We start from the raw sequence: 16,017 nt of genomic DNA on the forward strand, positions 1-16,017 counted from the left end.
CTCACCCGTCGAGTCAACCTCTGACTACACTATCCCAGGTTAACTCGATAGCATGACTGTTGTCGTCACGCGTATCTGAGAGCGTCTCTTCCTCTAATCGAAAGACAATTAGGATGGTTAGCCAACAAAATCTTAAACGTACTACGTTGGCCGTGGCTGTAATTCTACTGGGAATGCTCGGCTACGCTGCGTCGAAAGAAGGAAGGCTAAGTGATTCCAAATCTTCTGTAGACGGTAAGTCGCGGCTAAACCTGGGGACGTTCGGCGAGGGCAAATCTGCCAGCAGTGCTTTAACGGATGGTGCAGAAGGCTCGTCAGAAGACAATGTCGAGGTAGAAGCCCCCCGACATGAAGCACTACAACTTCGAGTGGGATTGATCCGTGCGACGCCCAGCCTAAGTGAAATCGATCGGGTGGATTCGCTTCCAATATTGGAGTCGCAGGTACGTCGAATTTACAATCAATCGAAGGATCGGTCTTGTCGTGTATTGCCTCCCGGATCCATCGTGGCCCCCACTCTCTCAATGGTCAAAGCTGGTGAGGCGGGCATGCTTGGACGTGTGCCTGCGATCACGATTGGCTTGGAAATGGATTCAGCAGGAAGGAACAAGCTGCCTAAAGTTACTCGAGGAGAAGTTGATAGCTATTTCGCCAAGCATCGATTGTCGATTCAACCAACCATTTATTACGACGCCTCAGGACAGTACTACTTCGGCACCGATTGCCATGCAGCATTTTTTGAAATTGCGCGTCCTGGTGTGGCATTGAAACCTGAGCCCATGATTGAATCTGCTGTCTCGCGTTTTCGCGCCTTGGGAGTGGTTGGCTCATCCGGCGAACTTCAGGCTGAAGGACGAACGTTAATGATGGCTTTCACTTTTGAGAAAAGTGACGAAATCATCTCGTCGATCGGGAACACAGGTCGCTTGACGACAGAGTTGCTGTTTTTTCATCTGCCAAGCACGACGAGTCTGGAATCCGGTTCCACACCATCACAATTCAGTCGGAATCAAGTGCCGCTTGAAGTCTTCATCACGAGTGACGACCGCAGAAATCTGCACCGTCTAGAACTCTCCAGCCAGGGTGTTAATGCTCCCACGCCCACCATTTCATCTTACGTTCGTTTTGACAAAATGATCTTGATGGGACTATATCCGGCCGAGCCAGTTGTGACGAATATCAACTATCGTACCGTTGGAATCATCTCGATTGACGCAATTCAGCGGCTCATCTCGGGAGACAGTTCGAAATCTGCCATGACCCTAGACGACGCACTAGACCAGTTTGGGATTCTGTCGGGCAGTCAGGTAGCCAGCAGTGAAAACGGAAAGTTCAAAGCCGCCCAAGGACTTGCCGATGAAGACGACCAGTGGTTCAAGGAAATGATGCGTAGGAAGTATGAACGCCTCGACGAAGCTTTAAAGCCAGCGTCCAGAGAAGACCAAGAAATGGCATTGCCCAAGGTCCCCATGATGTCTGGTCTGGGTAGCTGATCACAACCAAGTACTGAAGATACTATCGAGGGCCGATGACCGGGAGCTGGAAGTTTCGTTGCCTTCTTGGCCATCGGTCAATGAGCCATCAATAGCGGCTTGAGCAAGTCCACCGCCAACCGAGCGAGCAAGGAACGCTGTCGCTGGAATCGAACTGGCACGATAGCCTCTTTCGGTGAATCCGAATCCTTCGAGCTGGTTCGATGCGGTGACCTGGATTCCGGAGATCGTATTGGACTGCGTGACGATTGCACTGGACTGATCCGGTGCAATCGAGATCCCGTCGTGAAAGGCGGTTGGCTGGACTTCGATGAGCGTGTAGACACCGCCAAATAGGTTGTCGAAGAAGTAGCGACCGTTGGAGTCAGTCGTTGCTTCACGCGAAACCGCTTCACCCTGGTTGTCCACGCCAGTCAATTGAACGACAACGCCCGCAATCCCCATCTCGTAGCTCTCACGCACTGAATTGGAATTGGTGTCGGCCCAGACATAACCCGCCAAAGTTGCGTTACCGGGATCGTCGGTCACCGAAACGACATGGGTGCTGCTCGCCACCGTGACGTTCGCTTCGCCTGTTCCAACTGCACTGAGCGCCAACTCGATCGTTTCGGTGACCTCGATGATCCCATCATCGACAAGGGTCAAACGAACGACTTGCACAGCACCGGCTGAACTTCCCGCCGGGAATGTTATCTGAGGTGTTTGCAAGACGTAATCAGCACTGCTCGCCGTCCCAGCCGATGTCACCGACACGTCAACCACCAACGCTTCACTTAGAACCGCTCCACCAGTCGATGTCAGCACGACCTCGACCTCGTACACACCCTCCTTCTCCGCTACCGAGCCAGCGGACGAACGGAAGGCGATGTTCACGGAGTCGTCATCTTGAATGGTCGTTGCGACAGATTGATCCGAGAGGGCAATCGAAGATGCCAATTCAGAATCGACGCCCGATAAATCGGTCAGCCCCGCCACAAACTGCTCGTCACCTTCCAGCCTTGAATCACCAAGAATGGTGACTGTGATCGTTTGTGTTAACGCTCCCTGCTCTGCGAACGTGAGCGTTCCGGCCACCGCTTCGAAATCCCCAACCGAAACACCGACAACACTGCTGGTCGCGGTACCGTCAACGGACGCATACCCAACATCAACGCCGCCTTGGATCGGAGCGGAGAGACGGACCGTATAGGTGACGTCGCTAGAGCTGCCTGGTCCGCCGGGCTCATTCACTTCGGCAGGTCCCTCAATGGTGATCGTGGCCGTGTCGTCATTATCGATAACTCCCGCTGCCGACGAACGCGTCACATCAATGAAGCTCAGCAATTCACTCGATAAACCCGACACCTCACCCAGAGCTACCTGCAACGTTTCATCGGCTTCCACCATCATGTCGCCAAGCACCGAAACTCGAATCATTTGCGACAAGCCGTCGCTTGCCCCGAAGGACAAACTTCCACTGGTCGCTTCGTAGTCCGAATCCGACGTGGCTGAACCATCATTGGAGGCATATGCGACTTCCAGGCCATCGCCAACGGCAGCTGACAAGGTCACCACAAACTGCAACTCGTTGGCCGAGCCCGCGTTACCTTCAACGATGGAACTGGCATTCGCGATTGAAAGGGTTGCCCGATCATCGCCTTCGATCTCGATTTCGAGACTACTGGATGGCAAGGTGACTAAATCACGGATCTCATCGGATGTTGCTACCAAGGATGACAGCAAGACTGAAAACACCTCGTTGACTTCGACCTGGGAATCACCATTGACCGTCACGACAAAGGCTTGCGATTGCCCCGATTCACCCGTGAAATCCAGGGTTCCGCTGGACGCTACGTAGTCACTGTTTCCAACAGTGGCCGTGCCATCGGCGGTCGAGTAGTCCACTGACAACGTCGAATCGACTTGTCCGTTTAGCGTCGCAGTGAAGGTAATCGATGTCGTCGTCCCAACGGCTCCTTCGGCAACGCTCGTTTGCTCCGCCACCAACGTAATTGAGGCGGTATCATCATTGGTGATCGTGGCTTGAAGCTCTGGCTCGGTCACGACCAATTCAGCCGTATCGGCTAGACCCGTCGGCGTTCTCAGGCACACCAGAAATGTCTCATTGTCTTCGACAACAGCATCGCCGTTAATCATCACCTCGAACGTTTTCGTCTCACCTGCGGTACCCGCGAACACCAACTCAGAATCAAGTGCCAAGTAGTCACTTGACGAGTTTGCCGTGCCATCGAAAGTTGCAATCGGAACCGTGAAACCGTCTGGATCATCGACATCTTCGGTCAGTTCGACTTCGAAGCGGAAAACACGCTCCGTGCCGGTGTTCCCTTCCGAGGAATCAGTCGTGACATTGCGAAACAACAATCGAGGCGCGTCGTCGTTTTGGATGGTGAATTCAAGTGGTGAACCGACCACCGTGATGGCGTCTCGAATGACCGGGTCCATTACCGCGAGATTGTCGAGCGTGATGGAAAACGACTCGTCCGTTTCAGTCGTGTCGTCACCAATCACTTCAAACGCCAACGTCTGATTCAGCGGAGCATCTCCACCGAGCGAAAGCGTCCCTGACGACGAGATGTAATCGCCGTCCGCAGCAGTCGCAGTTCCGTTGACCGTGGTATAGGCAATGTCAACGCCACCCTGCACAGGAGCCGAGAGTGAAACCTGGGCGTTCAAAACAGGCCGCTCCGCCGCAGCACCTTCGAAGATGCTGGACGAACCAGAGGCCGCCAAAGTAATGACAGCAGTGTCGTCGTTGATGATGTTCGCCGACGTATCGCTCGACGGCAAAGCGATGTCGCCCAAGTCGATACCACTATCGGCCGATGCCAGACTGCTGAGCCGAAAGCCAACTGCCTCGTGGGATTCAACAACGGAATCAGCCAAAACCGGCACACTCAATTGAACCGTTTCACCATTTTGTCCCGACAACGACAGCGAACCGGAGATCGGCGTATAGTCCACGCCTGGCTCAGCAACAATACCGGTTGCCGGAACAAACGTGGTGTAGTCCAGCGACACGCCGGATTCGATCGCCCCGGTCAATTGGACGGTGAAGACCATCGTCGAGGTATCCCCTGCGTTACCCTCAATCACATCGGCAGCAAGCACCGAAATCGATGCAGTGTCGGTGTTGCGGTTGGACACCGAGACCGAACTAACACTCAGGTCATCGAAATCCAGGTCACTACTACTGGTCGGCCCCAGTAAAACTTGCGAGACGACGTCCCCGTCAACCACGTTGTCCGCGACGCCGGTGACCGTCACCACTTGAGCGACATCCCAGTTCGCTGGAGTGAATGTCAACGATGCGGCATCGATCGACAATTCCGAGTCATCGCTTAATGAGAGCGGAACCACCACATCCTCGTCCGGCAAGCGAGTCAGAACCACCTCGAAAGTGACCTGGGTCCCAGTTTCGTCGGTCACCAAATTGCTATCCGCGATCACACGAACGCCGCCGTCATCATCGTTGTTGGTCACCGTCAATGACGAGACAGTAACGTTTTGATAGATCGCGTCCTGGCTCGATGACAGATCGAAATCAATCGAGACCGCTTGGTCACCATCAATGTCGCTATCGTCGACTCCCGTTAACGTAACGATCTGTGCCTGGTTCCAGTTTTCAGTCGTAAAAATCAGCGAAGCAAGTGGTGCGGTTACCTCACCGGTGTCGCTGCTGGCGATTCCCACGATCACGTCAGCGGTCGGCTGGGAGGTGAGACTCAGCGAAAAAGTGGCCGTCTGCCCGGACTCATTCGTTTGCAAATTCCCTGAATCAAAGAACTCAATTCCGGCGACATCATCGTCGACATTCGCCAATGAGACAGTCTCGACCAACGAACTATTGTTGTAGTTCGCATCTTCAGTCGACGAAGGCATCAACGTCACCTGATACGTTTGATCCCCATCCACAACAAAATCGTCCTGCCCTTGAATGGTGACCAACTGGTCTTCATCCCAGTTCGTTTCATCAAACGTGAGCGGGGCGCTGACCACTTGTCCTTCCAGCGGATTGCTGGAAACAACATTGACCGTCACGGTCCCTGTCGGCTGAGTCTGCAACCGCACCGGAATCTGGGATTGCCCGCCAGCTTCGGTTGTCGTGTCCGCACTTGCCTCACCCACGACCAATCCAGGCACATCATTATCTAGGTTGGTAATCGCGACGATCGTGGAATTAAGGTCACGGTAGGCGGCATCACTGGTGTCCGTTGGGGTCAACGAAATCTGATACGATTGATCGCCGTCGGTGACATCGTCGTCCACACCCGTGACGGTAACCACCTTCGGCTGATCAAAGTCTTCAGGCGTAAAGGTAATTTGCGAGACCGCTGGCACACCTTCCTCCGGGTCCGATGAAACCACTTGAAGTATCACATCTGTGTCAGGCCGGCGCGTCAATCGAACAGTAAAGCTGTCCGAATGATTGGCGCCGGTGCTTTCGCTGGTCACCAGCCCTGTCATCGGAAGCACCTGCAACTTCGCCTCATCCCCGGCGTTGGTCACCGACACCGGATCGACCGTAAGCACTTGATAGGAAGCGTCCGCACTCGATGAGAAGTCAAAGCTGATACTGACGGTCTCATCACCGTCAATCACATTGTCATTCACACCGGTCAGCGTCACCGTCTGCTCACTGTCCCAGTTGGCGGGCGTGAATGTCAAAGTCGCTGGCGAAACCGCGACCTCGCCGGTATTGCTGCTTGATAACGCAATCGTGACGTTGGATTGAGGTTGAGACTGCAAACGAATTCCGAAAGTATCCGTCGCCCCTTCTTCATTCGTCTGCAGCAAATCGGAATCCGCCAACAGAACTCCGGCAACATCGTTGTCCTGATTCATCAGTGAGACAGACGCGGTCAGCTCGTCATAGCTGGAATCATTCGCCGAGCTACTAGCTAGATTCACGCTGTAACTGATTGAGCCATCAATTAACTCATCTTCCACACCAGTCACTGTCACTTGCTGTGGGACGTTCCAATTAGATTCGTCAAAGGACACAGTCGCCGGTAAAACCGATCCTTCGCCAACGTCAGAACTCGTTACATCGACTGTCACAATCCCTGCTGGCTGCGTTCGCAACTGAACCGTGAACGTGACCTCGCCTCCCTCTTCGGTCGTAAAGCTTTCGCTTGGCTCGGATACTAACAACCCCGTCGCATCGTCATCCTCGTTCGTCAACAACACAGTGGACGCCTCGAGATCCTGATACGCGGCGTCACTAGTAGCATCCGGAGTGATCGACACCATGTAATCAACCTGTCCGTCGGCGACGTCGTCATCTTGTCCAAACACCGTGACGACCTGCGCGGTGTCCCAGTTACTCGGTGTGAATGTCAGTTGATCCTTATCGGGTCGTCCTTCGCTCGTATCCGAGGAGACAATATTTAAAACGACGTCAGAGTCTGGACGCGTTTTTAGCCTGACGTTGAAAACATCGCTCCCACCAACCGCATCACTCTCACCGGTAATCAATCCTGAAGTGGGCTGGATCAACAACCCGGCCTGGCTCGTGTCCGCATTGGTGACCGAGATCGTTGGCCCGGGAAGTACCGAGTACTTCGAATCATCAGAGGTGACCATCGAGGTGATCGTCACCGTTTGAGCCCCATCAAATTCCTCATCGGCTATTCCAGTCACGACAAGCGTTTGAAAGAAGTTCCAATTGTCCGGCGTGAAGACTACTTCAGAAGGCGAGATCGCGACTTCGCCTGAATCCCCCGAAGTAAAAGAGATCGTCACATCGGATGTCGGCTTTGATGTCAACCGCAAGTCAGTACTGTCTTGCAAGCCATCCTCATCAGTGGCCAAACCAAACGAAGGATCCAACTGAATGCTGGCTTGATCATCATCACTGACCAAGACACTCACATCATCGACCACGGTTCCACTAAATGCAGCGTCCGCACTTACCAAGTTGCCGGCTTGCAAATTGACGACAAAACTATCTTCGGCAATATCGTCGTCGACTGCAGAAACTTGGATCGTTTGCGGCACGTTCCAGTTCGCGGTGGTAAATGTCACGGTCGTTGGAGACACGACAACTTGATGATCAGCAGTCGTCGTGATCGGAAAGCTAACATCCGACGTAGGTGCTCGGTCCAACACCGCTTGAAAACTCTCCGTCGCGCCGCCCTCAGTCACCTCGAGTCCTGTCGCTCCCGTCAAGATTACTGCACCGCCGACGATTTCGATCTGATCACCGGTCACATCGAAGTCAGTGACTACCCCAGTGGGAGAAAAGAACTCCGCGTGCAAATCAGGCTCCACCGCGTCGATTGCATCCAGATCAACACTTCCCTTGGCAAGAGCCATCACGTTGATTTCAAAGAACAGAAACTCATCGTCGCGACCGTCACCTGTCGGTTCCGTGCTATCTCGACCGTTCAGGTTGTCCAGACGACTGGATTCGATAGTGCCATTATTCGGACGGCCTGGAACCGTTTCGAATTCAGGGCCTAACGTAATCGGCCCTGAAAACTGGAGAAGCGAAGGCTCGTAGCTCACATCAAACGCGGCTTGCGAAATGCCCGAGGGAATGGTCGATCCAGTTTCAGCTCTTTGGTCTTGTACATAGGTGCGCATCAAGTACGACTCGCCCACGTTTAGCGATGACAATTCGCTGCCACCACCTTCGGCAGCGAAAAAGGCAAACCGAACACCGAAACCATCTAGCATGTGCCGTGGCTCTAGAGCCTGGAATTGAAGCTGATTGCGTGCTCTCCGAAGATTCCTTTGACGGTCGGATGCAACCATTCTGAGTGAGGATTTGCGGCGAAGTCCAAGACGTGAAAAAACCATGACCGAGATGCTTAAAACAAGAGGCAACGCGTCACCAACAATCATCGGTGACCAACAGACGGTAAAACGAACCAACTCAAACTTCTGCAATTCAATCAATCACACAGTTCGCTTGCTCACCACCCCCCAAAGCATGGCACCGACGAGCTCCAAACCCAAGTGGCGTCGTCAAACGTTCACCTGCATCTGCTGCAATCTTGGGGTCCAGAACACGGACGACGAATTGCTATCAAACTGAAACTTGCCCTTCAAGCAAGCAAGTATTCTTTCAAAACACGGCTGTCTCATTCACTCTCACCTTGGACTGTCGCCTAGCCCGCTGTGAAACTGCTGGAAAACCGACATTTCTCATCTGACTTGACGCTTTTGACTCAAGTTTGTTACCCCGAATGCCGACTGGCGTTTTTCAACCCCCATTTAAAACGACATGCCGGTCCAATTCGTGACAACTTTATGGAAACTGCGGCGTGACACCACTTCATCGAATCCTTGCGATCACCATGGTTGCCTCGCTGATGTGGGGCGGATCTGCCCTCGGGCAAACGTTTCAAAACGGCGACTCCCAAACCAGCCAATCTTCAGGGCGGCGAATTCCGGTAAGGGGTTACCAACCAAAATCCGATCGAGTCCTTGCCGAAGCTCCCGGTGAGCAACCCGGTGAAGTGACTAGCATTGAAATTCGCAACGAAGCTGGCGAGCTTGTGGATTCAGAGCTGGACGAGGATGAGTACTTCCTTGGCGCGGCTCCCATGCCCATCAAAATCGGACAACCGATGCCGGGATCTACCCCCGCGCAAATGGCATCCGGGCCGACTTCGCAATTTGATGATGAACGCTATTTGGGCTCTCCCGACTACGAATACGATCAAGAATACTACGAAGGTGATTACCTCGAAGCTTCCTTGATCGATGGTTCCGACTGTGAGTCATGCGGAGAGAACAGTTGCGATGGTTGCTCAACCAATCAACCACACCACTTATCTCATGTCGATGCCCGCGTGGAACGCATTGCACGTGTTTTGGCAAACCCACTGGTGGGATTCTGGGCTCGAGCGGAATACATGCACTGGAAGATAGACGGACAACAAGTTCCGGCCCTGGTATCGACCAGCCCAACGGGGACCGACCGGGACGATGCCGGAATCTTGGGAGTCGGCGGCGCAAGCATCTTGTACGGCAACGATGAGCTGAACGACGATGATCGTTCCGGCGGTCGCTTTGAAATCGGGCGTTACTTCCAAGGGGAATCCGGACTGGGTATTTCCGCCTCGTTAATGTTTGCCGACGATGAGAGCCAACGCTTCAGTGCAGACTCACTGAACTATGGAATTTTGGCTCGGCCCTTCGTTGATGTTTCGCCCACCGGAGTCGGAAACAACTCTGAGTTAATTGCCTTCCCTGGCGAACTGACTGGCAACGTTGACGTCACCTCGTCAACCAAGTTCGCCGCTGGTGACGTATTGCTAAGAGGCATCTTGATCTGCGAACCCGACCGGCAACTCGAAGGCTTCGTTGGTTACACGTACTATCAACTCGATGACGACATTGCGATTCATGATTTTAAGCGAGTTATTGGCGGTAGTAGCGGTCTGGCGGTGGGCACGACCTTGGATGAAACCGATCGGTTCCAGGTAGACAATGATTTCCACGGTGCAGCGTTTGGAATGCGAAGCCAAACCAGTTTTTGCGGATGGTCGATCGCGTCTACGCTGAAACTAGGACTGGGCGTTACTTCGTCGAACCTCAACCTCAGCGGTTCAACGACAGCGAGCGTTCCCGTGGCGGGCGGCACCGATACGTCCACTCGCAACAGCGGACTGTTGGTTCAAGACACAAATTCGGGTTCCAGCGATTTCGACGAATTCGCGATTGCTCCTGAGCTTGGCTTGATGCTCAGCCGGCGCATGAACCGAGACTGGAGTGTCTCGGCTGGCTACCAGTTGGTCTACATCAGCCGCGTCATGCGAGCAGGAGAGCAGATCGATCCGCTCCTGAACCTCAGTCAACTCGACGCTGGCGGACTAGTAGGCACCGCTCGCCCTCAACGCGACGATTTCTACACGGACTTAACCGCCCAGGCGATCTCGTTCGGACTTCTTCGCGAATTCTAGCGAAACTTCTCGGTGCCGAACCGCGCCCCGTTGGGCCATCGATTGAGCCTAATTGATTCCTGATCGATTGGCCCATTTCTTGCGTATCAGTAGGGCCGGTCTGTCTGATTGATGGGCTTCCTGCCGTTTTGGCGGTCGTCTATCAGATAGGCCACCAGTCAGGTGGCGTCCTGGTCTGCTTAGAAGGCGGACACTGGATCCAAAGCTTTCGTGACTTTCGTGGGCACACAGCCCTGCAACCCACTCGTTTCCACAGCACCAAAAATGTTTACGTATTTCCTGTTTGTGATCCCACCCTTCTTGCTTGGACTTTATGCCCAGTGGAAGGTGAAGTCCTCCTTCGCCGCGATGAGCCAAGTGCCCGCGAGAATGTCGGGCGGAGAGGCCGCAAGACGAATGCTTGACGCCGCGGGTTTGCAATCCGTTGGGATTGAACGAATTCCGGGTCAACTATCGGACCACTATGACCCACGAGCCAAAGTGCTACGACTTAGCGCGGATGTGTACAACGAGAAATCAATGGCCGCACTTGGCGTCGCATGTCACGAGGCGGGTCACGCGTTTCAAGACGCTCAACAATATGCTCCTTTGGTGATACGAAACCTTGCTGTGCCAGCCGCTAACTTCGGCAGCGGGATCGGGGTTACGTTGCTGGGGATTGGTGCATTTTTAGCGATGCCGCCATTAATGTGGATCGGTGTGATTCTGTTCGCGGGCGTTGTCTTTTTCCAAGTGGTCAACCTACCCGTCGAATTTGACGCATCGAACCGCGCTCGAGCTCACTTAGTCGAATACGGCCTGATCTCGGCACAGGAAGAAAGGTACGTTGCAAAGGTTCTCAATGCGGCCGCGCTGACTTATGTTGCAGCCACTTTGCAATCCATCATGACGTTAGCCTATTATCTGATGGTCCTACTGAACCGTCGCGACTGAGCACGAGTGTAAGTCTTGGCCGCGTCTTAACCGAACCGATCGAGCGCCGCCTACATGACTGAAGACACCCCAGTCGACTACTTCGCCGCACTTGATTCGGCCGAGTCGCTCAAGACGAGAGCGGCTGGCCCCAGCGGTCAGCTTCCGCTTTCGGACGAAATCCTTCGCCAGTGGACAAGTGGCGACCTGTTCGGACTGACTCAAAGCGTGGGAATGGGATTCGATCCGCGTCGAGTTCTAGGCGATCAATATCTGATCCTGAGCACGCAGGGCGGCGTACGCAACCCTGATGGCACCCCCGTCGCCTTGGGGTACCACACTGGCCACTGGGAAGTCGGACTTCTTGTCCAGGCTGCTGCCGAAGAAATCGAAAGACGCGAGGGAGTCCCATTCGCCGCGTTCGTAAGCGATCCGTGCGACGGACGCACCCAGGGCACCACCGGGATGTTTGATTCCCTGCCCTACCGCAACGATGCAGCGATTGTGATGCGGCGATTGATTCGATCGCTTCCGCAACGCAAAGGCGTGATCGGGATCGCGACGTGCGACAAGGGTTTGCCCGCGATGATGATGGCGTTAGCCGGCACCGGTCACCTCGCCAATGTGCTAATCCCGGGTGGCGTTACACTACCGCCTACCGTTGGTGAGGATGCCGGAAAGGTGCAAACAATCGGCGCCCGGTACACTCGCGGCGAGATGACTTTGGAAGAGGCATCCATCGCTGGCTGCCGGGCTTGCGGCACACCCGGTGGAGGCTGCCAATTTCTGGGTACCGCGGCGACCAGCCAAGTGATCGCCGAAGCACTCGGGATGACCGTCCCCCATGCAGCACTCGCACCGAGCGGACAACCAATCTGGACGCGATTAGCGAGAGATTCCGCTGCGGCCGCCAAGGCGATGCACGCAGCAGGCAAAAACCTCAGATCGGTCTTAACCAAGGCCGCTTTTGAAAACGCGATGCGGATGCACGCGGCCGTTGGCGGCAGCACTAATCTGTTGCTTCATATTCCAGCCATCGCCGCCGTAGCCGGTATCCCGCGTCCCACCGCAAACGATTTTCGGCGAATCAATCAAGAAGTCCCGCGTTTCGTAGACTGCCTTCCCAACGGGCCTGTCGGACACCCAACGGTGCAGTTGTTCCTGGCCGGCGGCGTTCCCGAAGTTGCACTGCACTTGAGGCGAGCTGGGCTATGGAACGGCGATGCGGAAACGGTCTCGGGAATGACCTGGAATGAGATTCTCGACAAATGGGAAGCCTCCCCTCGACGAGAAGTCTGTCGCGAGCGATTAGGTCTAGCCGATGGCATTGATCCCGATGATGTCATCATGTCACCGGCCGTTGCCAAAGACCGGGGTTTGACCAGCACGGTTTGCTTTCCGTCAGGAAACCTTTGTCCGGAAGGCTCGGTGATTAAAGCAACGTCCATCGACCCTAGCGTCATTGATGACGATGGAGTGTATCGAAAACGCGGTAAAGCGAGAGTCTTTGTCACCGAACGAGAAGCCATCGCTGCAGTGAAGGGACAAACCGAAACATCAATCGAGGCAGGCGATGTGATCGTACTGATCGGGCGTGGCCCCATTGGCTGCGGCATGGAAGAGACTTATCAAATCACATCGGCACTGAAGTACTTGTCATTTGGTAAAGATATTGCCTTAATTACCGATGCCCGGTTCTCCGGCGTCAGCACGGGTGCCTGCATCGGACACGTCGGCCCAGAAGCCCTTGCCGGTGGCCCGATCGCGAAGGTTCGGGATGGCGATATCATTGAAATCGAAATCAACCGCAACACCCTTGATGGCCGGGTTAATCTGATAGAGGCCTGTGACGGTGCATCAGTCTCGCAAGCGTTGAACGATCGCCCGCCGCATCCTCGCTTGCAACTTGACGAATCCATCCCGGACGACACCCGACTATGGGCAGCCCTACAGCAGGTCGGCGGCGGAACTTGGGGCGGCTGTGTCTACGATGTCGATGAAATCATCCGAACGCTAGAGGCAGGCCGCCAAGCACTTAACTCCGAAGACAACCAATCATGACAGACAACTCCGCCGCCTATCATCCCGAATCGATCGAGCGATGTAGTGATTCAGGGATCCGCATTATCTGGAGCGATGGCGAGTCGACCGAATGGACCGCTCGGCAATTACGAGACGCTTGCCCCTGCGCGACATGCCGAGAAAAGCACGGCAAACTGCTGACGGACGACGATGCAGAAACGCCTAAGCCAGCTAAGCCGATTGGGCTTCCCGTCTTAAGCGCCGCCGAAGCTCAGCCGATGAGAATCCTGGGTATGCAGCCAGCCGGAACCTACGCTTACAACATCGCTTTCAGCGACGGTCATAACTCGGGGCTTTTCACGTTCGCACGATTGCGAAGAGAGAATACCGACTGAACCGGCCATTCAATTCAGTTGAATGGACCTGTCCAAAATAAGAAGCCGGCTGAGCAAAAAGGAACAGCTCGGCGAAAAGGTTGGGAGGCCAAGCTAACGGGGCCAAACGGCCGCCGTTAGCTATTCGCGATCCCAAAGATCAATATCGACTATTCCGAGAGACCAATTGCAAACAATTTGTCCTTGGTGCTAATGAAGATCGTTTCATCGGCAGCCACTGGCGTGCTGTAAACGCTGCTGCCCATGTTGATTTCTTCGATCGGTTCATTGTTTTCAGGACCGAATTCGAATACGCACACGTCGCCGTCTTCATCACCGATGTAAACCTTGCCATCGGCAATTAGTGGACTGCCCCAGCTTTGCGCGAACATGTCATACGTGAAATGCACGACGGCAGTGCCATCGGGAGACCCCTTGGCGTCTAGGCAATGCAGCAAGCCAGAGAAGTCAGCGATGTAAAGAACGTCGTCCTTGATGGCAACAGTACCGCAACTACGGTGCATCTCTTCTTCGAAATCGATCTCACCATCTTCATTCTGATCTGCAAGCGAATAGTGCCAGATCACAGCCGAGTTTGGATTATCAACGGCAGCTTCACCCAACTCGGGCTCAACCGCTTGGATTCGCTTGTGTTTAATCGGTGTTCGAGATCGGTCTTCCATCTTCACCGCCAATTGCGGCGAAACGTCGCCACGCTTAGTTGGATCGATGCACCACAAGTGGCCTTCACCCTCACCGTGCTCGGGGTCCTGACCAACGGCCACATAAACTCGGCCATCGTAAGCAACCGGCGTTGCGATCAGATTGTTCCGTGTACCTTCACCGCCCAGAACCCACTTCGATGTCTTAGGGTTGCAATCAAACTGCCAGAGCAATTCGGGCTTACCGTCTTTGCCGCGACTGGCTTTGAACGAGTAAAGGATCCCGTCGCCACCGCAGAAAAGAACTTGGGGCACGCCGCCAAGGACTTCAATTGAAGGGCTCGACCACTGACCGTGCAGAATGTTGTTGCCGGGTGATCCATCGGTCCAAAGTACTTCGCCAGTATTCTTGTCCATGCAGATAAAGCTGGGAGCATCCGGGGCCGGTAGGTTGATATGCGATTCGTCCAATCCGTTGGATGTATTGACGAACAACAGATCGCCATAGGAAGTGACGCTGCACGCACACATGTTGTGCTGGCTAACGCCGAGCTCATCCATCATGTTGAAGACCCAAATTACATCAGCGTCTTGCTTGTCATGGACACCAAGTGATTTGAAGATCGAAATCCGAGGTCCAATTTGCTTGATCGAAAGCGTGCGTTTCACACCATCAAAAGTCCCGGTTGCTTTCCAAACCTTGTTATCGGTCACGGTTGCGATTTCAACGTCGTCTCCCGCTTCGGAACCCGCATCCGCCAGAACCTTTCGCAGTGCTTCGGACAACTCGCCTTTGGCAAGCGACGCCAACGATTCTTCAAACGCGTTGCCTTCGCCGCCATCCATTAGATCACCAACGCGAGCAAGCTCACCCTGAACAGCTCCGTCGTCTTCATCGTCGTAGAATCCTTTGGTGTCCAAGCAACGCACTTCGCCGCGGCTTGTAACGAACCACAATCGCTCGCCTTCAACCAAGGGTGCACAACAGATGCCCTGCAAAGGCCAATCGTGGACACGGCCGGTAATTAGCTTTTCGCTACTGTGCTGCCAAAGGAAATCGCCATTGGATTGGTCGAAAGCCAACAAGCAACCCAAATCGGTTTGGTTGGGATAACGCTTAAGGTACCCGGCACCGTTGTTAGTACCGACATAGACTTGACCGCCAGCAACAACTGGGTTTCCGTACGTTTGACTTCCCAAGTCGGCAAACCAGCGAATGTTTTCGGCTTTAGCTCCGTCCCATTCTCCAGTTCGTCGATCGAACTTGCCGATATTCCATGTATCCGGAAGGTTCTTCACGTTCGGGACATTGTTCCGAACTCGGGTTCCACCCCACTGCGGCCATTCCTTGCCCTCGCTCATAATGACTTCGGGAAGAACGAATTCCTTCACTTCGGAATCGGTGTTGGAAGCTGCCGGGTTGGATGCTTGTGTTGCTACATCAGGTGCAACAGCCAGGGCGACCGTTGGCTGGCATCCCGTAAACAGGACAGTGGTCATTGCGCCCAGGATGGCGGAACCGATCATCAACAACCAAGCGGTTAATTCAGTGCGAACCATAGGAAGATTATAGGAGGGGAGGTATTGAGTTTGGAGTTAGCGTAGGCCTATTCAGGCCTACCGTAAAAAGAGTCGAGCCGAG

Annotated in this window: 7 protein-coding genes; 5 read left to right on the top strand and 2 right to left on the bottom strand. The window is 54.2% G+C overall.

The features are described from left to right. Window positions 1–152 precede the first annotated feature (152 nt). Window positions 153–1,493: a hypothetical protein gene (locus ACR3ZL_RS25970; protein ID WP_473650196.1), complete on the top strand. Its 1,341-nt coding sequence runs from the start codon at window positions 153–155 to the stop codon at window positions 1,491–1,493. On the opposite strand, the gene ACR3ZL_RS25975 is transcribed toward ACR3ZL_RS25970, so the two are convergent. Continuing rightward, window positions 1,494–8,171 carry a Calx-beta domain-containing protein gene (locus ACR3ZL_RS25975; RefSeq protein ID WP_473650195.1) on the bottom strand — a complete coding sequence of 2,226 codons (6,678 nt, stop codon included), beginning with the start codon at window positions 8,169–8,171 and terminating at the stop codon, window positions 1,494–1,496. It abuts the gene before it with no gap. Between the two features lie 590 nt (window positions 8,172–8,761). Between ACR3ZL_RS25975 and ACR3ZL_RS25980 the strand changes: the two genes are divergently transcribed. The 4 genes from ACR3ZL_RS25980 (at window position 8,762) to ACR3ZL_RS25995 (ending at window position 13,734) form a co-directional block, all read left to right on the top strand. Next, a complete protein-coding gene (locus tag ACR3ZL_RS25980) occupies window positions 8,762–10,405 on the top strand; it encodes a BBP7 family outer membrane beta-barrel protein (RefSeq protein ID WP_473650194.1) in 1,644 nt (547 codons plus the stop codon). Window positions 10,406–10,669: 264 nt separating this feature from the next. After that, on the top strand, window positions 10,670–11,338 hold the full coding sequence (locus tag ACR3ZL_RS25985; RefSeq protein ID WP_486173076.1) for a zinc metallopeptidase: 669 nt from the start codon (window positions 10,670–10,672) through the stop codon (window positions 11,336–11,338). A gap of 54 nt (window positions 11,339–11,392) precedes the next feature. After that, window positions 11,393–13,378, top strand: coding sequence for a YjhG/YagF family D-xylonate dehydratase (locus ACR3ZL_RS25990; RefSeq protein ID WP_473650192.1), 1,986 nt, complete (start codon window positions 11,393–11,395; stop codon window positions 13,376–13,378). Then, window positions 13,375–13,734 (top strand): DUF971 domain-containing protein, encoded by a 360-nt coding sequence (locus ACR3ZL_RS25995; RefSeq protein WP_473650191.1) that lies wholly within the window; start codon window positions 13,375–13,377, stop codon window positions 13,732–13,734. The genes ACR3ZL_RS25990 and ACR3ZL_RS25995 overlap by 4 nt, the downstream gene beginning before the upstream one ends. Before the next feature lie 149 nt (window positions 13,735–13,883). Here the strand turns inward: ACR3ZL_RS25995 and ACR3ZL_RS26000 are convergent, their stop codons facing one another. Beyond that, window positions 13,884–15,935 (bottom strand): outer membrane protein assembly factor BamB family protein, encoded by a 2,052-nt coding sequence (locus tag ACR3ZL_RS26000; RefSeq protein ID WP_473650190.1) that lies wholly within the window; start codon window positions 15,933–15,935, stop codon window positions 13,884–13,886. Window positions 15,936–16,017 lie beyond the last annotated feature (82 nt).

It is taken from the genome of Rhodopirellula sp. J20-39 (assembly GCF_057365095.1).